Genomic DNA, 25,799 nt, shown 5'->3' on the forward strand with positions numbered 1-25,799 from the left:
ATAATCCTAAAAACCCGCAACAAGGAGAAATAATCCGCCTGGAACCGATCCCTTTAATACCAGTCTGCGTGCGGGATTGCAGTAGTTTCTGATGGAAAATTAGGCAATTTCAAATATTTCCCTTAAGAATAATCCTTGTCTCGCAAAATAATTGCGGATAATGTTTTCAACGCATCAGATTTCCTGGTGTAACGAATTTTCAAGTGCTTCTTGCAGTCGCAAGTTTTCATCCCGACCCACACTGGCGTCGGGATTTTTTTCAGCCGTAACTATCGATTAACCTCTGACACGCTGAAATCATGCACATCGAGCTCAAAGGCTTCGGCCAGCTCACGCCAGGTGTGGTACTCGCGCCCGTCAACGCTGACGTGGTGCGGGTCATCGGCACAACGATGCACTTCGCTTTCACTGATCTCATTAATGGCCGCCAGCAAGGCATCAACGTCAACGTTAACCTCGCGTTTGGCGGTGTCACTGTACTCTTTGGCGGTTTTCATTAACTTACCTCCCGACTCTTGCGGCTACCCCCGTAAGTATAGACGCCGATAAAATCATCACTCGCGCACACGGGCGCTGCCAGCCATTCTGATTTGTTCTACACTGCACAAAAGCAATCAGGAGATGATCAGTATGAAGGTGAATGACCGGGTTACGGTGAAGACGGATGGCGGTCCGCGACGTCCAGGCGTAGTACTGGCAATTGAAACGTTCAGCGAAGGGACGATGTATCTGGTATCACTGGAAGATTATCCGTTAGGCATCTGGTTCTTTAATGAACTCGGTCACCCGGACGGCATTTTTGTTGAGAAGGTTGAGTAGGGTATTGAGGTCTCTGACAAACGGCGGCGCCTGCCGCCAGTTTGTCAGAATCAACGCATATTGACATAGATACCAGAAGTTACGTTGTCGGTCAGTCGAACAACATGATAGATAACCTGCTTATTATGCGTTTTTATTTTCTTTTTAATATTACCTTTATGTGATGATACAGTTTTAGCTTTAATATTCATTTGATCTGAAATCTGGATGGTTCCCTGTCCGGACATCCACATTTTTAACATGCTGGATTCAGTACGGCTTAATGATAATGTCGGCAGATTAATATGCGTGACGCTATCTTCTTCTGTTTTCAGCAGATCGCCTAAAATATCATCCAATGATTCCGGTTTTATTGATTTAGAACTAATAAGCAAATTTTTCCGGACCAGTAAATACTCATCGAAGTGAATATTCGCTATTGCCATGAATACAATGAACAGTGTCCTGGGATGTTGATTAATGATCTGCTTGATCAGCTGACTGCTTCCCGGGTCATGGATGAAGCAATCTTCATTAATGAACACGACAGACGGCTGACGTGCGTCACAGACTTTGGCGAGTAAGTCGACGCTGTCGACATCGCAGATATCACGCTTTTTCACCCCCCGACTTGCCAGGTACCCGGTCAATCCCAGCCGGGTGTAACTGCATAGATCCATAATAATCGTTGACATGGCATACCCTCACTCAATGTGTAACGATAATTAACCCATCACCTTTACCACTGCCAAACAGCCTGAATTTAAAGTTTAAAAGAGCAGGCGAAGGCAAACAGGCGACCTCAACTATCCCGTAAAGTGTCTTATAATTTGCCAGGAATCTTCTCAAAGTAAAGTAAATGTTATGTTCTGTGAACTGCTTAAAAACAAATAAGCCGCACCAGATATATCCTGGAAGATGTTTTTAATGTTTTATTTTAAGAATTTCCTTAGAGTAACAATACAACTGTCAGGGGGAATTTATTTTCGGCAACTCACTGATAATATCCGCAAGTAGGTCAAAAATCTCACTAAATAAGTGTTCGCAGAAAGGAGCAATCAATGGCATCAGTGCCGACATCAACAAAATCCCAACGGTAAGCGTAATTGGAAAGCCTATCACGAACACCGAAAGCTGAGGCGCCATTCGGTTAAGCATGCCTAATGCAAAGTTAATGGTGAGCAGCAGCGTAATGATCGGCAGCGCCAGCATCAGACCGTTGAGGAAGATAAGCCCACCGGCCCGGGAAAGTGCCATAAACGCATTGCTGTTGATAGGCTCGCCGCCGATGGGCAACGTATGGAAAGTATCCACCAGCAACGACAGTAACCACAGGTGACCGTTAAACACCAGAAACAGCAGCATGGCGAGCATATCGACGATGCGCGCCAGCACCGGCATATTCAGGTTGCTGCCAGGGTCGACGAACGTGGCAAACGACAGACCCATCTGCAGACCGATCACTTCCCCCGCATAACGCACAGCGGCAAAAGCAAACTGCATGGTGAACCCGAGCGCCACGCCGATCATCACCTGTTGCAACGCGAGCCACAGCGCGTTGGGGGAAAAGAGGGTGACGTCAGTCGGCGGGAGTGTTGGGGCGATAATAAACGTAATGATAAAACCCAGCCCCAGTTTCACCCGTTTGGGAACCGCTCTTTCACTGAGGATGGGGGCGGTAGAGATCAGCGCCAGCACGCGCAGCATTGGCCAGAAATAGAGACTCAGCCAGTGAAGCCACTGATCGCTGCTCACCTGCAACATGATGGGTTACCCAATGATGTAGGGCAGGTTGCTGAAAAGCGTACGCACATAGTCAATCAGCAGGTTCAGCATCCACGGACCGGCGACGATAATGGCGATAAATACAGCGATGATTTTCGGAATGAACGACAGCGTCATTTCGTTAATCTGCGTGGCGGCCTGCAAAATACTGATCAACAGACCGGTGATAAGCGCCACCAGTAACAATGGCGCCCCCAGCGTGAGCGCTATTTTCATCGCTTCCGTGCCCATCATCATGACCGATTCGGGTGTCATTGTCGGGCTCCTTAACTGTAAAAACTCTGCGCCAGAGAACCGATCAGCAACTGCCAGCCGTCGACCAGCACGAAGAGCATGAGCTTAAAGGGCAGGGCGATAGTGGCAGGTGGCACCATCATCATCCCGAGCGCCATCAACACACTGGCGATCACCAGGTCGATAATCAGGAATGGAATGAAAATAGTGAAGCCAATCTGAAAGGCGGTTTTCAATTCGCTGGTGACGTACGCAGGCAGCAAAATGCGCATCGGCACCGCTTCCGGCCCCTGCAATGGCGCGGTATTGGACAGGCGGGCGAACAGTGCCAGATCAGCTTCACGGGTCTGGCGCAGCATAAATTCGCGCAGCGGTTGTGCGCCTTTATCCAGTGCCTGCTCCATAGAGATTTTGTTTTCGCTGAACGGCTGGTAAGCGTCGACGTAAATTTTGTCGATTACCGGTGACATAATGAAAAAGGTGAGAAACAGCGCCAGTCCAAGCAATACCTGATTTGGCGGCGCAGAGGGGGTCCCGAGCGCGTTTCGTAGCAAACCGAAGACGATGATGATGCGCGTAAAACTGGTCATCATCAGCAGAATGGCCGGAATAAAGGTCAGCGAGGTGATGAACACCAGCGTCTGAACCGGCAGCGACCAGCTCTGACCGCCATTCGGTAACGGCTGGCTGACAAGACCCGGTAACTGAGCGAAGGCGGCCGGGGATAACAACCACAGCGCCATCAGTGAAAAGCGAAATACACGGCGCATCAGGATCTCCCGGAACGCTTCATTATGTTCTTCATCATCGAGGAGAAATCGGGTGCAGCCGCTTTCTGTTCTTCATTTTCGGCTGGTGCGGGGGGCAGCGTATGCAGCAGGGTGACCTGGCTTGCGGTCACGCCTAGCACCAGGCGGGCATCATCCACATTGACAATCACGACCCGTTCGCGCGGGCCCAGGGCGGTGCTGGCGCTGACTTTCAGGCTACGTGACCCCGTCGGCTTAATACCGCCGAAACCGACGCGTTTCACCAGCCAGGCGGCCGCGAGGATCAGCAGAATAACGCCCAACAAAGCGCCGCTGACCTGCATCAGCGGCGACGTGCTGTCAACGGTTGGCTGAGTAATGGTCGCCTGGGTTTTCATCTTAACGGCTCAGACGGCGCATCCGCTCGGACGGCGTAATGATGTCGGTGATACGCACGCCATATTTGTCGGCGACGACGACCACTTCGCCCTGGGCAATCAGGTAGCCGTTAATCAGAATATCCAGCGGTTCCCCCGCCAGACCATCCAGCGATACCACAGAGCCCTGCGTCAGGCGCAGCAGCTCTTTAATGGTCATTCGGGTGCGGCCCAGCTCCACGGTTAATTTCACCGGGATATCCATGATCAAATCGATATCCTGCAATGTGCCGCTGGCATCGCCGCCGCCCAGTTGCTGGAATACCGCATCAGCGGCGCTTTTCCCCGTCGTGGTTTTCTGCTCGTTTAACGCCTCAGCCCACAGATCGTCCACATCGCCGCTGTTTTCGTCGGACGGGTTATTAATATCACTCATTTGGGCTGTTCCTCATTCAGCGAATTCAGTATCGGGTTTATCAAATGCTCTACGCGTAGCGCGTATTGACCGTTGAGCGTGCCATACTGGCTGGTCAACACCGGTACACCGTCGACATGGGCAATAATGCGATCGGGCTTATCAATGGGCAGCACGTCGCCGGGTTGGAGCTTCAGAATTTGCGATAACCGCATGGAGATATCGGCAAAATTGGCGACCAGTTCCAGTTCCGAATGCTGTACCTGGCGCACCAGATTCTCGCGCCAGTTCTGGTCCTCGCTGCGGGAGTTTTCCAACGGCGGGTTGACCAGCACTTCACGCAGCGGCTCGATCATGCTGAACGGCAGGCAGATGTTGAACTCCCCGGTCAGGTTGCCGATTTCAACATGGAACGGCGTATTGACCACGATGTCGTTCGGCGAGGTGGTGATATTGGTAAATTTCACCTGCATTTCGGAACGTACATACTCAACGTCCAGCGGGTTGATGGCTTTCCATGCATCACTGTAAGCCTCCAGCGCCAGTTTCAGCATGCGGTTGATGACCCGCTGTTCAGTATGGGTAAATTCGCGGCCTTCCACTTTCGTCGGGAAACGTCCGTCGCCACCAAACAGGTTATCAACGGCGATGAATACCAGACTCGGTGAAAATACAAACAACCCGGTGCCGCGCAGCGGCTTCAGGTGGATCAGGTTCAGGTTCGTCGGCACCGGCAGGTTACGGGCAAACTCGTGATAAGGCTGAATACGAATGGCCCCAACGGTAATATCCGGGCTACGGCGCAGCAGGTTGAACAACCCCATACGGAACTGACGGGCAAAACGCTCGTTAATAATCTCCAGCGCCTGCAGGCGCTCGCGCACCACGCGACGCTGGGTATTCGGATCGTAAGGACGAATATCGGTATCGCCCAGATGGCCCGCCTGCGGCTCATCGGATTGATCGCTGTCGCCGTTGAGCAGTGCGTCGATTTCGGCCTGAGAAAGAATGCTATCGCCCATGTGATTACCGCAGAATGAATGCTGTGTACAGAACGTCAGTCACTTCCTGCTTGGGTTGACCCGCAACCAGCGGCTGAGACAGCGTGCTCTTAATCGCCTCGACCAGCTTCTGCTTGCCGACGTCGGTGGCAAGTTCATTGGCATTCTGGCGTGAGAAGAGCAGCAACAGACGGCTGCGTACTTCTGGCAAATATTCGCTAAGGCGTAAGCGGGTCGCTTCGTCGCCAAGACGCAGCGTGATACCGACGTACAGAACGCGGTCAGCATCCCCCAGGTTTACCGTAAAGGTATCGAGAGCATAGAACACCGGCGCCGGTGGTGGCGGCGGTTGATTAGCGGCTACCGGGGTAGGTTGCTGCTGCATACGCCAGTAACTATAGCCCGCGGTAGCGCAGGCGGCGAGCGTCACCAGCACCAGCAGCGGGACCCAGATTGAGCGCTTACGTTTTTTACTGAGAGCAGAGTCTGTCATCTGTTACGGTCATCCTGTTTACAGCTTATCGGTTGATTATCCCGTCTCGCGCGTCGGTCAAAGCGCGGAAAAGACGGGAATAATCACGCTACCTCTGGCGTTAGGCGAAGATGTCGACAGCGCCGTTACCCCGTGAGAGGGATTGCAGACTGGCGGGCACCAGTACGGCCTCATCGTTTTCCGCCTGCAGTCTGCCATTGCCGGAAGAACCCGACGCGTGCTGTTGCTGTGCGAAGGACTGCTGTTGCTGTTGTCCGCTTGAGCTTTCACTGCTGATGCTGCTTTGCCCCAGTTGAATACCATTGTCAGCCAGTTGTGTGCGCAGAACCGGTAACGCGGCTTCCAGTGCCGCACGAACGTGGCTGTGCGGCGAGACCATCTGTAACTGCGCCTGGTTATCGTCCATCCTGAGGGTGATATGCACCTGGCCCAGCTCTTCCGGGTGCAGACGCAGTTCAGCGGTCTGCTGACCCTGACGGGTAAACATCGTAATGTGCTGGCTCACCGATTGCTGCCAGTCCGGGCTGCCAAGCGGGGCGTTTACCGTCGCCGCGGCGGCAGACGGCAGTGCCGCGGGCTGGGCGGTGGTGTGGCTCATCACCGGCGCCAGTGGCGTAGTAGAGGCGGATGCGGTGGGAGTACTGTCTGCCTCGGCATGCACGGCGGCGCTGGCGGCGAGAGGCGTGGTCTGCGCAAAGGCGGCATTTTCAGCGCCTTTCGCGGCTTGCGCCGGTTCTTTCGTATGGCTTTGCGTCGTTATCCCCGGCAGCGCATTATCAGCGCCTGTACGGGCGGCAGTCGCTGTTGCCAGCCCTGGCACTGACGCGCCAGTCGTCGCGGCGGCATTCGTTGCCACAGTGCGCGGCGCCGTCACAGTTTGCGGCTGCGGCAGCATTGCCATCAGCGCGCTGAGGCTTGCCAGTTCATCGTCGCTGAGTTGGGAGGTGTCAGCCGGATTTTTCAGGGCATCTTTGCCGTTGCTCACCTGGGCGACAGCCTGTGACGCATCGACACCCGCCAGACGCGAGGTGAGGGAGGTCAGCAGCGCCTGGGCGTCTGACAGCGTATTCGGGTCAGTCAACGCCGCCGCGTCGTCCTGTTGATTTAACAGCTGGCTCAGTTTTTGCGCGCTGGTTTTGATATCGCCCTTCGGCAACCCGGCGGCGACATTTTGCAGATCAGCCAGCGTTAGCGCGGTTTTGCCTTCGCCAGTGCCTTTACCGCTGAGCGCACCCGCCAGCAGTGAGAGAAAATCCTGCGCATCACCAGAAAGTTTCGCCGTTTGACCCGCGGCGGTATCGGTATCGCTAAGGATAAGTTTCGGCAACGTAATCATTCGGGTTTCCTTAAGGTTGCGCGTTGAGCGAATTCGTCCATTTTTTTCTGATCGAGACGGTTTTCCGCCATCTGTGCGGCGGCGGCCTGTCTGTCCTGTAACGTCTGCCATGCCTGCAGACGCTGTTTTTTCTCGCGCCAGAAGTTCAGCGCCTGATCCACTTTCTGCGTCCACTGCACCAGTTGTTGCCGGTGCTGGTCGATGGCTTTTTCCAGCGTATCGATAAACTGCTGGTAGTTTTGCCAGCGCAGACTGCCCATCCCGCGGGTCATATCCCCGGCGAGGTTGTGCTGATATTCCAACTGATAATCCATCAGCATTTTCAGTTGCTCTTCTGCCTGCTGGCAGCCGCGTCGCATCTCACCCAGGCGTTGCGCCGCATTTTCGACATCCTTTTCGGCCAGCTCTTTTAGCGTCGTTAATGCACCATGTTCCGCCATAACTGCTGTCCTCCTGCTTCATCACGCCGACGGGAATATTAATTCCAGCGCCTGTAGCGAATCTTCCCATCCTGCACGTTCAAAAATGCCTTGTTGTAAAAAGGCTTCCAGCTGCGGCCAGAGCGTAATGGCTTTGTCCAGCATCGGGTCGCTGCCTTTGGCATAAGCCCCGACGCTCACCAGATCGCGGTTGCGCTGGAAACTGGAGAGCAGCTGTTTAAAATGACGAACCCGTGCGTAGTGTTGCTCAGTAATCAGCGCGGTCATCGCACGACTGATCGACGCTTCAATATCAATGGCCGGGTAGTGTCCGGCTTCGGCCAGACGTCGGGAAAGCACGATATGACCATCCAGAATGGCGCGCGCGGAGTCGGCAATTGGATCCTGTTGGTCGTCCCCTTCAGTCAGAACCGTATAAAAAGCAGTGATCGAACCCCCGCCGCTGATGCCATTACCGGCACGCTCTACCAGCGCGGGCAACTTAGCAAACACCGAAGGCGGATATCCTTTGGTGGCGGGTGGCTCACCGATCGCCAGGGCGATTTCACGCTGGGCCATCGCGTAGCGGGTGAGGGAGTCCATGATCAGCAATACGTGCTGCCCGCGATCGCGAAAATCTTCAGCGATACGGGTCGCATAGGCGGCACCCTGCATACGCAGCAGCGGCGACACGTCAGCCGGCGCGGCAACCACTACGGAACGGGCGCGGCCATCGGCACCCAGAATATTTTCTATAAAATCTTTGACCTCACGGCCACGCTCGCCGATAAGCCCCACGACAATCACATCCGCCTGGGTGTAACGCGCCATCATGCCGAGCAGGACGCTTTTACCCACACCGGAACCGGCAAACAACCCCATACGCTGACCGCGTCCGACGGTGAGCAGGGCATTGATCGGACGTACACCGGTGTCCAGTACATGTTCGATGGCCGTACGCTGCAACGGGTTAAACGGCGGCGTAATCAAAGCGCCGGTTTCCGTGGTGTCCGGCGCGGGCAGACCATCCAGCGGCTTGCCGCTGCCGTCCAGCACGCGGCCAAGCAGCGCCGGGCCCAGCGGCAGTTGTTTGCCGCTTTGCAGGCCTTCACCTGCCATGCTACGGGCATACACGCGTGCGCCGGGTAAAATGCCTTCCACCTCTTCCAGCGGCATCAGAAACAGACGATGACCGTTGAAACCAACCACTTCGCTTTCCACTTCCTGCGTTTCATTGCCGTCCTGACGCTCAATGATGCAGGTCGCGCCGAGCGGTAATTGCAGACCTGTCGCCTCCAGCACCAGGCCCGTCGCGCGGGTCAGACGACCATAGCGACGCACAGCCGGAAGCTGGGCGATTTTGGCCTCGAAATTATCCAGCGTGTTCAGCCAGCGCGTCAGTCGGGCCGTCATCAGCAGGCTCCAGGCGCCGCAAGGCGGCACAGTTCCTGCCAGCGTGTCGCTACGCTGGCATCGAGATCCCCCTCGTCTGCAGAGACTTTACAGCCGCCGTGGTGCAGCGTAGGGTCGCCGCGCAGACGCCAGCCGTGCAGGCTGAGCGTGGCACCAAGCATCTCTTCCACACGCTGTAAATCATCCGGGTGAACGCGCAACTGCGGTTTACCGCTGAATAGCGGCTCCTGTTGCAACAGCAACTGGATCTGTTTTATCAACGCCGAGTTATCAACGGCCGGCGTCTGGCCAATCACCTGACGTGCGGCCTCCAGCGCCATCTGCATCAGACGCGAGGCGATCACGCTGTCGAGTGCGTCCAGCGTATGCTGGAATTCACTGACCAGTTGCTGCATACGCGCATGAATCGGTGCCTGTTGTTGTTGCGCCTGCTTAAGTCCCTGTTCAAGGCCTTGCGCCAGCCCTTCCTGATAACCCTGGGCGTGACCGGCGGCGCGCCCCTCTTTCAGACCGGCCGCATAGCCTTGCTCATGCGCCTGCATGTGCAACTGCGCCAGTTGTTGCTGAAGCTTTTGCTCCTCACTGAGTTCTTCTTCTTCGATACCTTCGCTTTCCCGCTCCGGCTCATTTATCTCGGGGATAAATTCATGGAGCGGGGGAGCCAGATCATCAGGCAGCCAGACCTTCCACGGCGTGGTATCAGACATAGGTATCGTCTCCGCTGCCGATCACCATCTCGCCGGTTTCCGCCAGACGGCGGACAATCAGCAGAATTGCTTTCTGTTCGTTCTCGACTTGAGACATACGTACCGGACCACGGTTGGCGAGGTCGTCGCGTAGAATGTCGGCAGCACGCTGCGACATGTTGCGCAGGAATTTCTCGCGCAGTGGCTGCTCGGCGCCTTTGAGTGCGATAAGCAGCGATTCGGAATCCACTTCCTGTAGCAGGCGCTGGATGCTGCGGTCGTCGACATCGACCAGGTTTTCGAACAGGAACATTTCGTCGATGATTTTCTGTGCCAGCTCGCCGTCGAATTCGCGCACTGCGGTGATAACCGCCTCTTCCTGCTGCGTTTTCATCAGGTTGATAATTTCCGCTGCGGTTCTCACGCCGCCCATTTTGCTGCGCTTGAGGTTGGTGCCGTCGAGCAGGTTGTTGAGCACTTCGGTCAGTTCCGCGAGTGCCGCTGGCTGCACGCCGCCGAAAGTGGCGATACGCAGCATAACGTCATGGCGCATACGCTCGTCGAACAACGCCAGAATATCGGCAGCCTGCGCACGCTTGAGGTGCACAAGGATGGTGGCGATGATCTGCGGGTGCTCGTCGCGAATAAGATCGGCGGCGCTCTGCGGCTCCATAAAGTTGAGCGTTTCGATACCGCTGGTGCTTTCGCGGGTTTCGAGAATATCTTCCAGCAGGCTGGCCGCACGTTCTTCGCCGAGTGCTTTGACCAGGACCGAACGCAGGTATTCGTTGGCGTTGACATTCAGTGCCGCAAACTGTTCGGCTTCCTGCTCAAACTCCGCCAGCACTTCGGTGAGCTGTTTGTTAGAAATCTGACGCACGTTGGCCATGGCCGAACTGAGCGTTTGTACTTCGCGGGTGGAGAGGTGCTTAAACACCTCCGCTGCGCGATCTTCGCCAATGGTCATCAGCAGGATGACGCTTTTATCGATTCCTGTAAGGTTGTTACTCATGTTCGTTACTCATCCACTGGCGAATGACCAGCGCGACAACGCGCGGATCGTTATCTGACATTTCGCGAATACGCTGGCTCATCACCTCAGCACCCAGACGCTGGTTAGCACGACGCTGCTGCACCATCTCATCTTTACTGAGGGTAACTTCCACGGCATCTTCCGTTTCCTGACGAATGCGGGCTTCTTCCTGCGCCAGTTTGATTTCTTCCTGACGGCGAATGATCTGCGGACGGATGGCTTTACGCCACAGCAGCCAGGCGACCAGCGCCACCAGCAGCCAGCGACCTGCGGACATCAACTGATCGATGAACATCTGCTGTTTCCAGAACGGCAGTTCGCCACCGGTGTCATCTGTCGCATTGAACGGTGAGTTCACCACGTTCAGGGTGTCGCCGCGCGTATCGGTGAAGCCCATGGCTTCGCGAGTCAGATCTTCAATCTGTTTCAGCTGTTCTGCGGTTAACGGCAGAGGTTTGCCATCCGGCAGGTTGCGGTAGTTCACTACCACGGCAACAGAGAGACGCTGGATATCGCCAATATTCTTCTTGGTATGGCGGATCGTGCGGTCAACTTCGTAGTTGCTGGTTTCGTTACGCTGAGTGTTACGCGGACCGTTGCTTTCCGTCCGCTGCGTGTTGTTCTGTGCGTTCTGTTGATTAGCCGGTGGTGTTGACAGCGGTGCGCTGGGCGCAGGAGCAGGCGAGTTGGAGAGCGCGCCCGGCACGCCACCCGGATACGGGCTGCCAACCTGTTCGCTTTCGTTAACCTGGCGTGAACGCAATACCGCCTGGCTGGCATCGCCATTCGGACGATACTGCTCTTCGGTCTGTTCTTTGTTGTCGAAATCGATCTGCGCGGTAACCTGCGCATGGACGTTACCGTTACCGACAACAGGCGAGAGAATCGCTTCAATACGACGCTGAATACGGCTTTCCACATTGGCGGCGTATTTCAGTTGCGCGTCGTTTAAATCGCGATCGCCCGTATTGGATTGCGTCAGCAGGTGACCACCCTGATCAACCAGCGTGACGTTACCCGGCGGTAAGCCAGCGACGGCGCTGGACACGAGGTGCACCACGGCGGCGATCTGCCCTTCATCCAGCGCACGTCCGGTTTCAAGATTCAGGGTAACGGAGGCAGAAGGGGACTTTTGCTCGCGAACAAACAACGACGGTTTTGACATGGCAAGATGCACGCGAACGCCTTTCACCGGGCCGAGGGTTTCGATCGTGCGGGCCAGTTCGCCTTCCAGCGCGCGTTGATAGTTCACCTGTTCGCTGAACTGGCTGATGCCGAATTTTTCCTGATCCAGCAGTTCAAAACCGACCGCGCCGCCTTTCGGCAGCCCTTGCTGAGCGAGACGCAGGCGCAGTTCATGGACTTTATCGGCCGGGACTTCAATCGCGCCGCCGCTGTCGGCGAAACGATAGGGAACATTCATCTGCTGTAACTGAGTGACGATCGCGCCGCCGTCCTGGTCAGACAGATTGGAAAACAGGGTGCGGTAGTCCGGGCTTTTCGCCCACAGTACCAGTGCGACGACGATAGCGACCGCAGCGGCACTAGCCACCATCAAGGGGATTCGGGGGTTGGAACGCAGGCGATTGACCCACTCTGGAATTTTAGTATGTGGCGTGGTCGTTGCAGTCGCGCTCATTGCGCACCTCGTAAATCCTGGCCAGTGGCGAAAAAGAGATTCAGAAACAAAACAGACTCCCGGGTCGACAATCGCATAAAGAAAGCCATGTCATTATTTGATGCTTCAGGATTTTCTATGCGCCAAATAACCTGTTTTTTTATCGCTAATTAGCGCCTTTATCTTATTGACAAGCTGGTAATCTCATCACCAGAAAAATCTAACCAGGGGATTATCATGGCTGTTCAGGGGATCGAAGGTGTTCTGAATCAGATGCAGATGGCGGTGAGCGCCGCGAAAAATCAGGTGGAAGCGCCTCAGCAGACCATCAGTTTCGCCGGGCAACTGACCGCTGCACTGGATCGCATCAGCGACACGCAGAATACCGCGCGCATCCAGGCCGAAAAATTTTCTATCGGTGAACCCGGTGTTGCGCTTAACGATGTGATGACGGATTTGCAAAAATCGTCCGTCTCATTGCAGATGGGCATTCAGGTGCGGAACAAACTGGTCTCTGCGTACCAGGAAATGATGTCGATGCAGATGTAATGGCATAGAGACATGTTGCCGCGACTCATCCCTGAGTCGCCTGGTTTTGGGACGTTATTCAGCCAGTTCTGGCATTTGCTCTAACGCAAACATCAGTACTTTTTCGCCATCCAGTGAGGCGAAGGGTAAGCTTTCGATGACATAAATCGGGCGGGAATCCGCAATAATCGTATTCAGTTCTTCGAGTTTGTATTGCACGTGCGGCGCGAGCAGAAACGCATCAAAAGCAGGGGCGACGCTGGCAAAATTCTCCAGCCCCACGGCGCTGATCAGAACCGGGTAACCCTGTTCATCCGCCACCTTTTGCATTTTTTTCGCCAGCGAATTCGCGGTATTGCCGAACAGACAGCATATCAGTAACTTTTTCATGGGTAGGTCCTCCGGGAAATTACCCTTACACTAGTCCCGCCTTTGCCTGAAAAATGAGCGTTACCTCAATATTTATTCGAAAATTCCGAAAGATATCAGCATGAAAATCAATTCTGCATCAGATTTTTCTGCGCCGTGAAAGGGTGGCGGAGCGCATCCGTTAATGCCACAATATTTTTTTCTCCGTTTGCAGGATGAGTGATGAAGAAATTAGTCATAGCGAGCACGATGCTGATGCTGGCGGGTTGTGTGCAGGTCGATAACTACGAGGCAGTGGTGAAAGCACCGGCGCCCGCGCAACTGGCGGGTTACTGGCAGTCGAAAGGACCGCAAAGCGTAATGGTCAGCCCGGAAGCCATCGCCAGTCTGATTATTACCAAAGAGGGTGATACACTGGATTGCCGCCAGTGGCAGCGCGTGACAGCAGTGCGCGGCAAACTGATGCAGCGCGATGATGATTACTACAACGTGGTCGCTAACAAAAAACTGGCAGCTTACAGTCTCGACATTGACGATGGTGTACTTGAGTATGATCGCCTCGAGTTGCAGCGCGTTGATCGCCCGACGCCAGAATGTGCGGACGCGATGACGAAAAACGGCTTAAGCGAATAAACCAGTGACCCCGGCGCGTGATGCCGCCGGGGTGTTTCATCAGAGCACGTCTTCCATCACCCACACGCTGACGCTGCCGCCATTGCAGGTAAAGGTCGCAGTGCCTTCGTCGTCGGTCTCAACCACCTCTTCGCGGTTACCCAGAAAATCCACCCAGCGTTTCCCGCCATAGTTTTCACCCAGCGTGATGGTCTTCTCGCCGTCGTCGCCGTTGGAAAGCACTACCACGCAACCAGGCGCTTCATCAGTACCGCTACGGCTGAAAGCGATGCAGTTAGGGTGATCAAAATAGAGCGTCTGCACGCCGTGAGCGAAGCGCTGGCGGGCGTCGATCAGATCATGTAACTGCTCAATGATCGGCATTTCAATCTGATAAGTATTGCCGTCGCCACCGGTATCTTCATAGCTGGCGCCAAACAGATCCGGGTAAAACACCGACGGAACACCGTTTTCCCGTAACAGAATCAGTGCATAAGCCAGCGGTTTGAACCAGGGTTCGACCGGGGCTTCCAGTGCCTGCAGCGGCTGGGTGTCATGGTTGGTCACCAGCGTCACGGCGTGGAATGGATCGGCTTCTACCAGCGTGCCGGTGAAGATCTGGCTCATGTCGTAATCACGGCCCTGCAACGACGCTTCGTGAAACTTCATTTGCAGCGGGGCGTCAAACAACATGGTCTGCCCGGCAACCTGGTCGATGTACTGCTGAAGCTTGTCCACTTCATGGGACCAGTACTCGGCGACAATGAACAGCGGCTTCGGTGCCACCTCCTGCACGTGCTCGATCCACTCCTTATAAAACCAGGCCGGAATGTGCTTCACCGCGTCGAGACGAAAGCCGTCGCAATGCGTCTGCTCCATGACCCATCGCGCCCAGTACTTAATCTCTTCGGTGACTGCATGGTTGCGAAAATCGATGTTCTCGCCCATCAGGTAGTCGAAGTTGCCCATTTCATCATCGACCTGATCGTTCCAGCCGTCGCCAGTGTAATCGTTTACGATTTTAAAGAGGCCGTCCTCGTCCGGGTTTTCAATGTGGTCGATGCCACTGAAGCATTTATAGTCCCAGATGAACTGTGAGTATTTTCCCTGGCGGGCAGGGAAGGTATAGCGGGTCCAGGCTTCGCACTCGATAATCTCATCATCGATTTGCGTACGATCCTGTTCGTTGACGCGCTGCACGCGCACCGGCTCTTTTTCATCCGCCCCCATTTTGTGGTTGACCACCACATCAATCAGCACGGCAATTTCATGGCGTTGCAGGGCGTCGATGGCGGAAAGCAATTGCGCCTTGTCACCATATTTCGTTGCCACAGAACCTTTCTGGTCAAACTCGCCGATGTCAAAGAGATCGTAAGTGTCGTAACCCACTGAATAGCCGCCGGACGCGCCTTTGCTGATGGGTGGCAACCAGATCATATTGATACCGATTTCGTTCAGATTGGGTGCCAGGGCTTCCACTTCCTGCCATAGCGCGCCCCCGGTGGGGTAATACCAGTGAAAACATTGTAATAAGGTGGGATTTATCATGCGCCTCGCTCCAGATGGCCAACAAACTGACCTCTGGAGTATGGCGTATCCCTGACAAAGGGGGTAATCAGGGATTAAATTCGTTGGGGATAAGAATGTTGCCGGACAGTTTTCCGTATGCCGTCGTCAGCGATTTCTGCTTGCCGGTCTGGTCAATCAGCGTCTGCAGTTCCGACATCCGGGACTGCAGCAACGTTTTGAGCTCTGACTCGTTGCTGAGGATCTTCACCAGCAGGGCGCGTGCTTTTTCCTGCAGCATCGCATTGCCTGCTGGCAAAGGGTTCAGCGCAATCTCTTCAACTAACGAGACATATTTGACTTCATGATCAATCAGCTCATCCCACCTCCCGGCCCGGGCGAGGTTGAGCATAGTGTTACTTAAAGCAAAAAGCGCGTGCCAGTTATGCAGGGATGAGATGAAGTCTGTCATCAGAACGAGTCCTGGGTTGATGGTGAGTTCGGGCCTATCTGTTTCCAGGCATCGGCAATGTTAGCCAGCAACTGTTCAACTTCAGTGATTGCTCCGGCATCATTGCGCAGATTGGCATGCAACAGGCGTCGCACCATATAGTCATATAACGCTGACAAGTTATGGGGCAGATCACCCCCAACATCCATGTTAAGACCCGCTTTCAGGCCGTTCTCAATGATGTTGATTGCTTTGGACAGCGCTTCGCCCTTGGCGGCGATATTGCCTTGCTCAAGAAACAGCCGCGCCCGTACCATAGAGCTTAACGCCCCATCGAATAACATCACGACGAGCTGATGGGGGCTGGCGCTGAGCACAGCGCTCTCCAGCCCCACTTTCTGGTATGCCTGAGCACCAGAATGGTTATACATATCCTTTCCTTAACTGCTCTTAGTAAACTGCTGAGTCAGGTAGCTCGACGTGTTAGTCAGTTTATTAACCAGCGTACTGAGGTTAGTGAACTGCGTCTTATAACGTGCCATGGTGGCATCAATAGACGCCTGCATATCGTCGTAACGCTTATCCAGGGTTTTCAGGGTACTGTTGATGCCGTCTTTCGCATTCTGCACGATCCCTTCTTTGCCCGTGGTGGTGCTGAGCATGGTGGTCAGGGTGTTATTCATCTGGGTGGCAAAACCAGTGGTTTTACCGTCGCCGACGAAATAGTCCTGAATCGCGTCCGGGTTATCCGTTAATGCTTTGGTCAGTTTGGTATCGTCAATTTTCAGGTTGCCGAGTGTGCCGTCTGCGGCAATGGTCGGATCCTGAGTAATTCCCAGCTGCGACATCAGTTTATAGGTGCCGCTACCCTGAACTTCGGTCAGCAGGCCACGTAACTGAGACTGCACAGAACGCACCTGGCTGTCGCCAATCAGCGGACCGTTGGAGCTGGACTGGGTATCGCCCGCATCAACTGCCACATATTTGGTCAGGCTGTTAATGGTGGACTGCAGCGAGTTATACGCATTCACCCAGTCGGTAATCGCCTTCTTGTTGGCGTCGGTAGCGCGCGACACTTCCAGCGTTTCGTCTGCCGTGCTTTCACTTTTCAGCGACAGCGTAATGCCTGGCAACACATCGGTAATGGTGTTCGACTGACGTTCAATCTCAATGTTGTTGACCGTCAGTTTGGCGTTTTGCGAGGCAGACTGCAGATTCATCGCACCGGTTTTGGTGGTTGAGTCGTAGCCAATTACATTCTGTAACGTGTCATCGCCGGTGACGGTAATGGTCATATCACCATTTGTACCGGTCGATTTTGACGTCAGCATCAGACGGTAGTCGCCGTCAGTGGCTTTAATCACACTGGCGTTAACGTTACCACCCGCTTTGTTGATCGCTTTGGCAATCGCATCCAGCGAGGTATCCGAGTCAGACAGCTCAACTTTGAGCGGATCTTTGGTTCCCGGCTGGGTAATCGTAAGGGTCCGTGTCCCGCCGGTCGTGCTGCCCAACTGAGCAGAGCTGCTGGCCATGCTGGCGGTGGTCAATACCTGCGCTTTGGCAATTTTCGACACGTTAACCGTATAGGAACCCACTGGCGCTCCGCTTGTCGTCGTTGCGGTAAACGACGTGTTGGTGCTGGTGACAGAGGCCGAGTTCCAGGTATCCGTTTTCCCAAGCGCCGCCGTAGCGGTCTGAAGACTTTGCAGAGAGCTTTGCAGTTTTCCCCACGCACTCAGCTGAGCATTGTAGGTGCTCTGCTGGTTAGTGATGGTGGTCAGCTTGCTCTGTTCCGCGGTTTCCAGTTGGGTGTAGAGCGTATTCAGGTCCAGACTTGTTCCTGCACCGAGGTTGCTGATTGAAGCCATACAAATTTTCCTTGATGTCTATGGGCGTTTCAGACTCTTATCGGCGCAGTGTCAGGAAAGTTTACACATCAGATGAAAAAATAATCCCCGGAATAGCACGAGCGTTTGTAGGTTTATAACCGGATTGGTTAAGCAGATATAGGGCGTCAGGTTTTACTTTAGATAATAGGGTCGGCGATCCTCAGCTATTAATAAGGAAAAATCCGGGTTGATGAAAATTTGACTCAAATAAAGGTTAAAACAAACCGAAGATAAAACATTAAAATTAAAAATCATTGGATATCAATGCGTTGATATTTTTTTAAATTTGAATCTAAAGTCTTTTTAACTGCCGCCGATACCCCTGTTGACGGTGAGAGACGCCGTGGGTGTTAGGCACCGACCCTAGAATCCAATATGAAGGAAAATGAATTATGGCAGTTATCAATACTAACCTGTTGTCCCTGACCACTCAGAACAACCTGAACAAATCTCAGTCTTCTCTGGGCACTGCTATTGAGCGTCTGTCCTCTGGTCTGCGTATCAACAGCGCGAAAGATGACGCTGCTGGCCAGGCGATCGCTAACCGTATGACTTCCCAGCTGAAAGGGATGACTCAGGCGGCTCGTAACGCGAACGACGGTATCTCTCTGGTTCAGACCGCTGAAGGTAACCTGAACGAAATCAACACCAACTTACAGCGTATCCGTGAGCTGGCGGTTCAGGCAGCAAACGACACCAACGGTACCAGCGACCTGACTTCAATCAACACTGAAATTAAACAGCGTCTGGATGAAATCGACCGTATCGCAGGTTCTGCGAACTTCAACGGTAAATCTCTGTTGAATGGTGATGTAAGCACCGCGCTGAAAATTCAGGTTGGTGCTGGTACTTCTGCTAACGACACCATCTCCATCGACAGTACTGCGCTGATCAACGCAACTTCGGGTACTTTGAGCGCAGGTTTGAGCTCCTCTATTACTGACAACGCCTCTGCTCAGGCTGTGGTTTCTGCTGCTGACGCTGCAATCGCGAAAATCGATACTGCACGTTCTAACATGGGTGCGATTCAGAACCGTTTTGAATCAACCATCAACAACCTGAATAACTCTATCAACAACCTGTCTGCTGCTCAGTCCCGTATCCAGGACGCTGACTACGCAACTGAAGTTTCCAACATGTCCCGCGCGCAGATCCTGCAGCAGGCTGGTACTTCTGTTCTGTCTCAGGCAAACCAGGTTCCGCAGACCATGCTGTCCCTGCTGCGTTAATTCTTACGCAGAGTCACAAAAAGGTTGCTGGCAACAGCAGCCTTTTTTTATTGCTGATTCAGGCCGGTAGCCCGCCAGGCAATGTGCAAAATAAGCCGCTAATTGTGTTTTTTATTCCTCCATCACTCTGCGATTGCGGATGTTAATTTATCAAAAACTAGCCTCACTCTGCCTGAACGTGCGCGCTTCAGGTCACGCAACTATTGAGCCGAAAAGAATGACAAAATTTTCTCGCACACGTGCCATGCACCAGTATTACCGTGATGTTTTTACCCGAACACTTGATCTGCCGGAAGCAGATGTGCTTCCGGCGCACGTGGTCGCCGAGATTTTGCATTACAGCAACAGCGACCTCAGTACGATGAAGCCGAAGCTCCTGGCCGCGATGACAGGGCTTAAGGCAGAGAAAGACGAGGCGTTAAAAGACTTAATGTGCGCTATTACACTGGCGAACAATGCCTTTGATCACAAAAAGCAGGGTCAGCAGCAGGCGTATCCCGCAGCGATGGCAGAAGAAGTGACCCAGTATGTGGTTGCAGCGCTGCAAAAAGATAAATCGCTTAATTTCGTGGTGGCAGCGGTGCAGATCCTGTTCCGGATTAATGAAATCGAATCCGCACTGTTCCTCATTTCTAATAACCTTTCTCTGCTCAGCAATTCCGCAGTGGTACTGAAAATCCTGTTGCTGATCTGTTTGATGGAGGAAGACGATAACCAGGCACAGATCGTTATCCAGCATCTGACTGCGGATTCAGCCCTGATTGGTGAAGATCCCTTTACCCTGCTGATGGTGGTCTGCGGTATTTACCGGCTGGGCGGCGTTCCTGAGTCGTTCATTGATTTTCGCCCGCTGGCGGAGGCTGAGCCGCTGCCGGACTATTCCCGCTATCAGTGGCGCATTCCGCATGTTGGCAACGGAAAAACCACCGTGTTGGTGGCCTGCGATAAAAAATATTATCTCGAACATGCCCGCGCGCTGGTGGCTTCTGTTTATGACACCAATGGCACGGAATTAAATATTCACCTGCATGTGTATAACTGCGATGACGATCTGGAAGCGCAGGTGCGTGAACTGGTGCAGCGCTTTCCCAATCTTGCAATTTCGCTCAGTACCGAAGTGGTGCCCGTTGTCCGCGGGAATAACGTCCATTACGCCTCACGCCGTTTTATTTTCATGCGCTATGCGCTGGAGCAATTCGCCGCCCCGGTACTGCTACTCGATGCCGATTGCCTGGTACGCCAGCGCTGGCATGAGACGCTCCACACCATCTACCCGAAAGGACTGATCCTGACGCAGAACGACGCAGCGCCAATGTGGGAGCGGGTACGGAGCGGGTTCCTGTATGCAGATGCTGATGCGCTCGGTTTTAGCTATCTCGACATCGTTGCTCGTTTTATCGATCGCAATCTGGCGAGTGGAAATGCTGTCAGATTTCTTGAGCATGTGGCGCTTTCCTTTGCCGTAGACGTCCTGCCGGCGGTGGATCAAATGCGAATTGGTCGCGAGTCGGCGGTGCGTTTAATCGATGTAAATCATCAGGATACTGCCTTTAGTTGGAGCGTGGCTACCCAGAAAAATGGTGACGGCGTGTACCAGCAATACAAAACAGCCCTCTGCGAAAAATACCTCGCAGCGCATGAAGCTTACTGAATACAAAATGGATGCCGCCCGTGAATATGCAACACCTTAACCGCTATATGACCCCATTCACTCTCCATGCCAGTGCTTTGCTGCACGGTATTTCGCTGGCTTTGCCCGCCACTGCGCGGATCCTCGAGTTAGGCTGCGGTAACGCCGGAGGGCTTATCGCCCATGCACGCGCGTGGCCGCAGAGCGTCTGTATTGGCGTCGATATCGATGAAAACCAGATTGAACAGGCGAGACAAGAGATCGCGGCACTGGCACTCTCCAATATCGAGCCGTTTGCTGCCGGGCTGGGTGATTTGCTGGCGGTGGATCCGGGTCAGTTTGACTACATCATCATTCATGGCGTTTTTGCCTGTTCAGGCGCAGCAGAGCGTGATGCGCTGTTGACGTGGTGCCGTGAGCATCTCTCCGCTAATGGCATTATCAGCCTGCAGCACAGCGTACTGCCCGGGGCCAGTAGCGCACAACAGTTACGCGATGCGCTGGCGTTCCATTTGCGTCGTGGCGATGAAAACGCCGATCCGCTGACCAGCGCCCGGGGAATGCTGGGCTGGATGGCGATGACTCTCGCCGACGGCGAACTGAAAAACCGGGTGCTGGAGGCGGAAACGCTGGACGACACCGCGCTCACCTTTGCGTATCTGATCGACTCCGCACCTGCCGCCTGGTACAGCGATTTTCACCAGCATATGGCGGAGCTCGGGTTATGTCCGGTGGGTGATGCGACCCCGCAGTCTGAACTGCCTGAAGCCTATAATGGTACATTGCAACAGTTGCATGGTCTGATTGCCGAAAACACGCCACGACAACTGGCGCAGCAGTATCTGGATCTGGCGGTAAACCGGGCGGAACGTGTGACGCTGCTTTCGCCCCAGGTTAACCAGGCGCCAAAGGCAAAACCCGATCTGCAACACCTGGAGCAACTGCACTGGGCCGGGAGCTTCACCCGCATGCTGACGGATGACGGACGGATCATGAATGGTCATCGTAGCGCCAGCGGCCAGCCGGTAAGTACCCCCAATGAGGTGACGCTGCAAATTCTCGATCTGCTTGGCGGCGCGTGGCCGATGAGCCTCAGCTTCGAACAACTGGTCTTTAACACCCGTATGCCGGAAAAACCCGGTGACACCCGCGATGCAGTACGCGAGTCATTACGTGATCTCTACCTGATCCAACCAGACGGGCTGCACTGGAGCACTTTTGCGGGCCCTTATAACGACGCGCACGACGCGGTTCTGCAACCACTTTGTCGGCTGACTGACGACGCGGCGACGGCTACCAATCTCTGGGGTGTCACGGTCGAGGTGACTGCGCTGGAGCGGCAGTACCTGCAATCCGGGTTTGCCGCCACGGACGATGAGGCGTGGGAAAGCTTTATGTCGCTGCGTGCGAAGGGGATGCTGACCGGCTCGACGGACGCCTGGAAAACCGCGATCCAGCGCTTCTTGCGCCAGGGCGACACGGTCAGACTAAAGCCACTCATCACTACGCTGCTGTTACTTAGTGTCAGCGTGAAACGGGGGGGCCTGTTGGCCGATGAGCGGTATCAGGAGCCGAAGGCGGCGCATGATGAGCAGGCCGTAGAAGCCATCTATACCGAGGTTAATCGGCTGATTAGTCTTGGCAAAGCGTGGGAAGCTCGCGACTACGCGCGAGGCCTGCTGGCGGAATCGCCGGATGATCTGCACATCCTCCGCTGTTATTCCCGCGCCTGTATTCTGACCAGCGCCTGGCAGGATGCACTATCCGCGCTCTGCAAGCTGATGGGCTATTACTTTTCGAGCCTTGATATTTACTTTGACCTGGCGACCGCGCTGCAAAAGCTAGAACAGCCATTCTATGCGCGGAAAATCATCCATGGTTTGCTACGTCTGGATGGCAAAAGTGCTGGATTCTGGCACTCGCTGGCGACACTTTATCACGGGCAGGGCGATAACCCGATGGCGGAAAAATGTAGCCGCGAGGCGTTTCGCTATCAGCCGGACAGCTCCCGCTATCTGGCGATGCTCGGGGTGATCCTTAGTGATAACCAAAATCTGGAAGAATCGAAGTATTTCCTCGAAAAATCCCTTGAGCTGTCACCTGATTATTTTGACAGTTTTACCTGCCTGCTGTTTGTGGTCACCCATGACCACAGTCTCAGTCCGGCAGAGCAATTAGAGAAGCATAAAGAATATGGTCGCCGCATTGAGGCGTGGGCAAAAGATCGTGATTTCACACCGGATCGCCGTATTAATACCGATCCGCAGCGAAAACTGCGCCTTGGTTTTGTCTCCGGCGACCTGCGCCAGCATCCGGTGAGCAACTTCCTGCTACCGTTCTGGGACAGTTTTAACCGCCAGCATTTCGAACTGGTGGGTTACAGCGCCTCGCCAGTGAAAGACAGCATCACCGAACATCTGCAATCCGGCGCGGTGCTGTGGAGGGACGCCGAACTGATGAGCGACATAGAACTGGCGAAACAGATCAATGCCGATGAAATTGACATTCTGATCGATCTTTCCGGCCACACTACCTATACGCGCCTGCCGGTGTTTGCGCTGCGTCCGGCACCAGTGCAAATGACGTGGATTGGCTATCCGGGCACTTCCGGGCTTTCCGCAATGGATTACCGCATTCTCTCGACAGGCTGTATGAACCCGCCAGGCCTTGAGAAGCAGTTCCTCGAAAAAATCATTTATGTGCCGATGCGTAAATTGTTCGAGCCGGATAAAAACAGCCCGGAAATAAACCTGCTGCCGGCACTGACCAACGGCTATATCACGTTCGGCAGCTTCAACCGACCGAAAAAAATAAACGAAGAGGTGTTGCGTCTGTGGGCTGAGATCCTGGTCAAATATCCGCAATCCCGGCTGTTAATTGGCTTTATGAGCGATACGAACGTAATCCAGAGTATTACGCGACAGCTCGCGGCGTTCGGCGTCAGCGAAGAACGGCTTATTTTCCAGGGCCGCATGCCATTGGCGGAATACCTCGCCTGCCATCACCGCGTTGATATTTTGCTGGATACCTTCCCGTATACCGGCGGCACCACCACCAACCATGCCGCATGGATGGGCGTGCCCACACTGACGTTATGCGGCGATACGCTCGCCTGCCGTCAGGGCGTGGAAAATATGAACAGTTACGGGCTGAGTCAATTTATTGCTATGGATAAAAACGACTACGTCAATAAAGCCCTGTACTGGCGTGACCATTTTGAAGAACTTAATGCCATCCGACTCGGAATGCGTAACCAAATACCTGTTGAAACGAAAGACGGTTTTAATGCTGCGGAGCATCTGGAATATGCGCTGCGCCATGCATGGACGCTGTATTGCCAGGGACAAACGCCGCGCTCTTTTGTTATCGACGAAGCAGGTAACGCCACGCACTTATCGACAGACGGTGGTGGAACCGTTTACTAAAAATACGCTTCGCAGAGGTTTCGATGAAAGACATCTATGTCACCAGCCCGTTGCTTCCGCCGCTGGAAGAGTTTATTCCGTACCTGGAGAAAATCTGGGAGAAAAAATTTCTGACTAACGGCGGCACCTGGCATCAACAATTAGAAAAAGAGCTGGCAGAATATCTGGGTGTTGAACACCTGTGCCTGTTTGCCAACGGTACGCTGGCGCTACTCACCGCGCTACAGGCGCTGCGCATTACCGGTGAGGTGATCACCACGCCTTATTCGTTTGTCGCGACGTCCCATTCGCTGCTGTGGAATGGATTAACACCGGTCTTTGCCGATATTGACCCGGTGACCTGCAATATTGACCCGGACAAAATTGAAGCGCTTATTACCCCAGCGACATCAGCGATTTTGCCGGTGCATTGCTACGGCATTCCCTGCAACGTTGATAAAATTCAGTCCATCGCCGATGCGTGGGGCTTAAAAGTTATTTACGATGCCGCCCATGCGTTCGGCGTGAAGAAAAATAACCACAGCATATTGAACTGCGGCGATCTTTCTATTCTCAGTTTCCATGCCACTAAAGTGTTTAACACCTTTGAAGGCGGGGCGATTATTTGCCCTGACGCTCGCATGAAACAGCGCATCGATTATCTGAAAAACTTCGGTTTTGCCGGAGAAACGACAGTCGTGGCGCCGGGAATTAACGCCAAAATGAACGAAGTGCAGGCGGCTTTTGGTCTGGTGCAACTGGGGCATATTGATCATGCCCTGGCGCGCCGTGCGGAAATTTATCAGCGCTACTGTGAATGGCTGAGCGATATTCCGGGAATTGGCACGTTCTCCGTGACGGATGATATTGAGTGGAACCATGCCTATTTCCCGATTCGCGTGGAAAGCACGTTCCCGGTCAGCCGCGACTGGCTGTATGATGCGCTGAAAGCGCAGAATATCTATTCGCGTCGCTATTTTTATCCGCTGATCAGTTCTTTCTCTATGTATCGTCATTTGCCATCGGCATCTCCAGAAAGCCTGCCGGTAGCCAGCGACATCGCTGAAAAAATACTCTGTTTACCGATTTACCCGGATCTCACACTTGAAGATCAGGCCCGTGTCGTGAATATTATTCGCCAACAGGTCGGACTGACTCAGGTGGATAAGGTCGCATGAAATTAGGTATCTACGGAACAGGCGGGCAGGGGCGTGAAACGCTGGTGCTTGCCCGCCAGATTAATCAGGTCGCGGCGCGCTGGGACGACATCTTTTTTATTGATGATATGACTGACGCGACGTCGGTGTCCGGCGTGCCGGTGTACCGCTTTGAAGCGCTGGATTTTCATGATGTGGAAATTTCCATCGCCCTTGGTGAACCCGCGCATCGCCGCATGCTGGCCAATAAAGTGTTGCCCAAAGCCCCCCTGGCGACGCTGGTGCATCCTGGCGTGTTTGTGCCTGAAGACACTAACATCGGCGCGGGTGTGCTGGTCGGGCAGGGCGCGTTTATCTCGTGTAACGTCACGCTCGGCGATAACGCGCTGATCCAGCCCAATACCTACATCAGTCACGACTGCCAGGTGGGCGCTCACAGTGTGGTCTGCAGTCAGGTGTCGCTCGGCGGTAAAACGACAATTGGCGAGGGAACATTTCTCGGCATGAACTGCGTCATCAAAGAGCTGTCGGTGATTGGCAACGATGTGGTGATCGGCATGGGCTCGGTGGTAACAAAGGACCTGGCCGATGATGCTGTCGCTTTTGGCAATCCAGCCAAAATTCATCGTTCAAACAGTAATAAGCGCGTTTTTAAGTAATTCTC

Annotated in this window: 28 protein-coding genes; 8 read left to right on the forward strand and 20 right to left on the reverse strand. The window is 54.0% G+C overall.

The annotated features are described in order from the left end of the window. Nucleotides 1–269: 269 nt before the first annotated feature. Nucleotides 270–497 (reverse strand): YodD family peroxide/acid resistance protein, encoded by a 228-nt coding sequence (yodD, locus tag GTGU_RS00270; RefSeq protein ID WP_038153224.1) that lies wholly within the window; start codon nucleotides 495–497, stop codon nucleotides 270–272. Nucleotides 498–630: 133 nt separating this feature from the next. Here yodD and dsrB point away from each other — a divergent pair, with 133 nt between their 5' ends. Then, a complete protein-coding gene (gene dsrB, locus GTGU_RS00275) occupies nucleotides 631–819 on the forward strand; it encodes a protein DsrB (protein WP_038153227.1) in 189 nt (62 codons plus the stop codon). A 50-nt stretch (nucleotides 820–869) separates the two neighbouring features. Here dsrB and rcsA read toward each other — a convergent pair whose 3' ends face one another. The 14 genes from rcsA to fliF all read right to left on the reverse strand — a co-directional run bounded on the left by rcsA (nucleotide 870) and on the right by fliF (nucleotide 12,378). Then, nucleotides 870–1,493: a transcriptional regulator RcsA gene (rcsA, locus tag GTGU_RS00280; protein WP_038153230.1), complete on the reverse strand. Its 624-nt coding sequence runs from the start codon at nucleotides 1,491–1,493 to the stop codon at nucleotides 870–872. 274 nt (nucleotides 1,494–1,767) lie between these two features. Beyond that, entirely contained in the window at nucleotides 1,768–2,562 is a 795-nt protein-coding gene (gene fliR / locus GTGU_RS00285) for a flagellar biosynthetic protein FliR (RefSeq protein ID WP_038153231.1), read from the reverse strand. A 6-nt stretch (nucleotides 2,563–2,568) separates the two neighbouring features. After that, nucleotides 2,569–2,838, reverse strand: a complete 270-nt coding sequence (fliQ, locus tag GTGU_RS00290) for a flagellar biosynthesis protein FliQ (RefSeq protein WP_038153233.1) — start codon at nucleotides 2,836–2,838, stop codon at nucleotides 2,569–2,571. Between the two features lie 11 nt (nucleotides 2,839–2,849). Next, entirely contained in the window at nucleotides 2,850–3,587 is a 738-nt protein-coding gene (gene fliP / locus GTGU_RS00295; RefSeq protein ID WP_038153235.1) for a flagellar type III secretion system pore protein FliP, read from the reverse strand. After that, complete coding sequence (fliO, locus tag GTGU_RS00300) at nucleotides 3,587–3,964, reverse strand: flagellar biosynthetic protein FliO (protein WP_038153238.1); 378 nt, start codon at nucleotides 3,962–3,964, stop codon at nucleotides 3,587–3,589. The genes fliP and fliO overlap by 1 nt, the downstream gene beginning before the upstream one ends. Nucleotide 3,965: 1 nt before the next feature. Further along, entirely contained in the window at nucleotides 3,966–4,379 is a 414-nt protein-coding gene (gene fliN / locus GTGU_RS00305; RefSeq protein WP_038153241.1) for a flagellar motor switch protein FliN, read from the reverse strand. Beyond that, nucleotides 4,376–5,380, reverse strand: coding sequence for a flagellar motor switch protein FliM (gene fliM / locus GTGU_RS00310; RefSeq protein WP_038153243.1), 1,005 nt, complete (start codon nucleotides 5,378–5,380; stop codon nucleotides 4,376–4,378). Before fliM ends, fliN begins: the two co-directional genes overlap by 4 nt. A gap of 4 nt (nucleotides 5,381–5,384) precedes the next feature. Beyond that, on the reverse strand, nucleotides 5,385–5,852 hold the full coding sequence (gene fliL / locus GTGU_RS00315) for a flagellar basal body-associated protein FliL (protein WP_038153246.1): 468 nt from the start codon (nucleotides 5,850–5,852) through the stop codon (nucleotides 5,385–5,387). A 100-nt stretch (nucleotides 5,853–5,952) separates the two neighbouring features. After that, nucleotides 5,953–7,188, reverse strand: a complete 1,236-nt coding sequence (gene fliK / locus GTGU_RS00320; protein WP_038153250.1) for a flagellar hook length control protein FliK — start codon at nucleotides 7,186–7,188, stop codon at nucleotides 5,953–5,955. Beyond that, nucleotides 7,185–7,628 carry a flagellar export protein FliJ gene (fliJ, locus tag GTGU_RS00325; RefSeq protein WP_038153253.1) on the reverse strand — a complete coding sequence of 148 codons (444 nt, stop codon included), beginning with the start codon at nucleotides 7,626–7,628 and terminating at the stop codon, nucleotides 7,185–7,187. The genes fliK and fliJ overlap by 4 nt, the downstream gene beginning before the upstream one ends. Nucleotides 7,629–7,649: 21 nt before the next feature. Further along, the gene (fliI, locus tag GTGU_RS00330) at nucleotides 7,650–9,020 is read right to left on the reverse strand and encodes a flagellar protein export ATPase FliI (protein WP_038153257.1); all 1,371 of its coding nucleotides are present in this window, start codon (nucleotides 9,018–9,020) and stop codon (nucleotides 7,650–7,652) included. Continuing rightward, on the reverse strand, nucleotides 9,020–9,727 hold the full coding sequence (gene fliH / locus GTGU_RS00335) for a flagellar assembly protein FliH (RefSeq protein ID WP_038153261.1): 708 nt from the start codon (nucleotides 9,725–9,727) through the stop codon (nucleotides 9,020–9,022). Before fliH ends, fliI begins: the two co-directional genes overlap by 1 nt. Continuing rightward, nucleotides 9,720–10,718, reverse strand: coding sequence for a flagellar motor switch protein FliG (gene fliG, locus GTGU_RS00340; protein ID WP_038153264.1), 999 nt, complete (start codon nucleotides 10,716–10,718; stop codon nucleotides 9,720–9,722). The genes fliH and fliG overlap by 8 nt, the downstream gene beginning before the upstream one ends. Continuing rightward, the gene (gene fliF / locus GTGU_RS00345; protein ID WP_038153267.1) at nucleotides 10,711–12,378 is read right to left on the reverse strand and encodes a flagellar basal-body MS-ring/collar protein FliF; all 1,668 of its coding nucleotides are present in this window, start codon (nucleotides 12,376–12,378) and stop codon (nucleotides 10,711–10,713) included. Before fliF ends, fliG begins: the two co-directional genes overlap by 8 nt. A gap of 216 nt (nucleotides 12,379–12,594) precedes the next feature. On the opposite strand from fliF, the gene fliE reads away from it, so the two are divergent. Next, entirely contained in the window at nucleotides 12,595–12,906 is a 312-nt protein-coding gene (gene fliE / locus GTGU_RS00350; RefSeq protein WP_038153269.1) for a flagellar hook-basal body complex protein FliE, read from the forward strand. A 54-nt stretch (nucleotides 12,907–12,960) separates the two neighbouring features. On the opposite strand, the gene GTGU_RS00355 is transcribed toward fliE, so the two are convergent. Further along, entirely contained in the window at nucleotides 12,961–13,275 is a 315-nt protein-coding gene (locus GTGU_RS00355; RefSeq protein WP_038153273.1) for a PTS sugar transporter subunit IIB, read from the reverse strand. Nucleotides 13,276–13,476: 201 nt separating this feature from the next. On the opposite strand from GTGU_RS00355, the gene yedD reads away from it, so the two are divergent. Then, a complete protein-coding gene (yedD, locus tag GTGU_RS00360) occupies nucleotides 13,477–13,887 on the forward strand; it encodes a lipoprotein YedD (protein ID WP_038153274.1) in 411 nt (136 codons plus the stop codon). 39 nt (nucleotides 13,888–13,926) lie between these two features. Here yedD and amyA read toward each other — a convergent pair whose 3' ends face one another. The 4 genes from amyA to fliD form a co-directional block, all read right to left on the reverse strand. Then, the gene (gene amyA, locus GTGU_RS00365) at nucleotides 13,927–15,414 is read right to left on the reverse strand and encodes an alpha-amylase (protein WP_038153277.1); all 1,488 of its coding nucleotides are present in this window, start codon (nucleotides 15,412–15,414) and stop codon (nucleotides 13,927–13,929) included. Between the two features lie 67 nt (nucleotides 15,415–15,481). Continuing rightward, nucleotides 15,482–15,844 (reverse strand): flagella biosynthesis regulatory protein FliT, encoded by a 363-nt coding sequence (gene fliT, locus GTGU_RS00370; protein ID WP_038153280.1) that lies wholly within the window; start codon nucleotides 15,842–15,844, stop codon nucleotides 15,482–15,484. Beyond that, nucleotides 15,844–16,254, reverse strand: coding sequence for a flagellar export chaperone FliS (gene fliS, locus GTGU_RS00375; protein ID WP_038153283.1), 411 nt, complete (start codon nucleotides 16,252–16,254; stop codon nucleotides 15,844–15,846). The genes fliT and fliS overlap by 1 nt, the downstream gene beginning before the upstream one ends. 9 nt (nucleotides 16,255–16,263) lie before the next feature. After that, entirely contained in the window at nucleotides 16,264–17,694 is a 1,431-nt protein-coding gene (gene fliD / locus GTGU_RS00380; protein ID WP_038153286.1) for a flagellar filament capping protein FliD, read from the reverse strand. Nucleotides 17,695–18,107: 413 nt separating this feature from the next. On the opposite strand from fliD, the gene GTGU_RS00385 reads away from it, so the two are divergent. From GTGU_RS00385 to GTGU_RS00405, 5 genes are all read left to right on the forward strand, one after another. Further along, nucleotides 18,108–18,944, forward strand: a complete 837-nt coding sequence (locus GTGU_RS00385) for a flagellin N-terminal helical domain-containing protein (protein WP_038153289.1) — start codon at nucleotides 18,108–18,110, stop codon at nucleotides 18,942–18,944. Between the two features lie 217 nt (nucleotides 18,945–19,161). After that, complete coding sequence (locus tag GTGU_RS00390) at nucleotides 19,162–20,595, forward strand: hypothetical protein (protein WP_051857255.1); 1,434 nt, start codon at nucleotides 19,162–19,164, stop codon at nucleotides 20,593–20,595. Nucleotides 20,596–20,606: 11 nt separating this feature from the next. Next, on the forward strand, nucleotides 20,607–23,999 hold the full coding sequence (locus tag GTGU_RS00395) for an O-linked N-acetylglucosamine transferase family protein (RefSeq protein WP_051857256.1): 3,393 nt from the start codon (nucleotides 20,607–20,609) through the stop codon (nucleotides 23,997–23,999). A gap of 23 nt (nucleotides 24,000–24,022) precedes the next feature. Next, the gene (locus GTGU_RS00400) at nucleotides 24,023–25,156 is read left to right on the forward strand and encodes a DegT/DnrJ/EryC1/StrS family aminotransferase (protein ID WP_038153290.1); all 1,134 of its coding nucleotides are present in this window, start codon (nucleotides 24,023–24,025) and stop codon (nucleotides 25,154–25,156) included. Beyond that, complete coding sequence (locus GTGU_RS00405; protein ID WP_038153292.1) at nucleotides 25,153–25,794, forward strand: NeuD/PglB/VioB family sugar acetyltransferase; 642 nt, start codon at nucleotides 25,153–25,155, stop codon at nucleotides 25,792–25,794. The genes GTGU_RS00400 and GTGU_RS00405 overlap by 4 nt, the downstream gene beginning before the upstream one ends. Nucleotides 25,795–25,799 lie beyond the last annotated feature (5 nt).

This window comes from Trabulsiella guamensis ATCC 49490 (assembly GCF_000734965.1).
In the GTDB taxonomy this organism is placed as follows: Bacteria; Pseudomonadota; Gammaproteobacteria; order Enterobacterales; family Enterobacteriaceae; genus Trabulsiella; species Trabulsiella guamensis.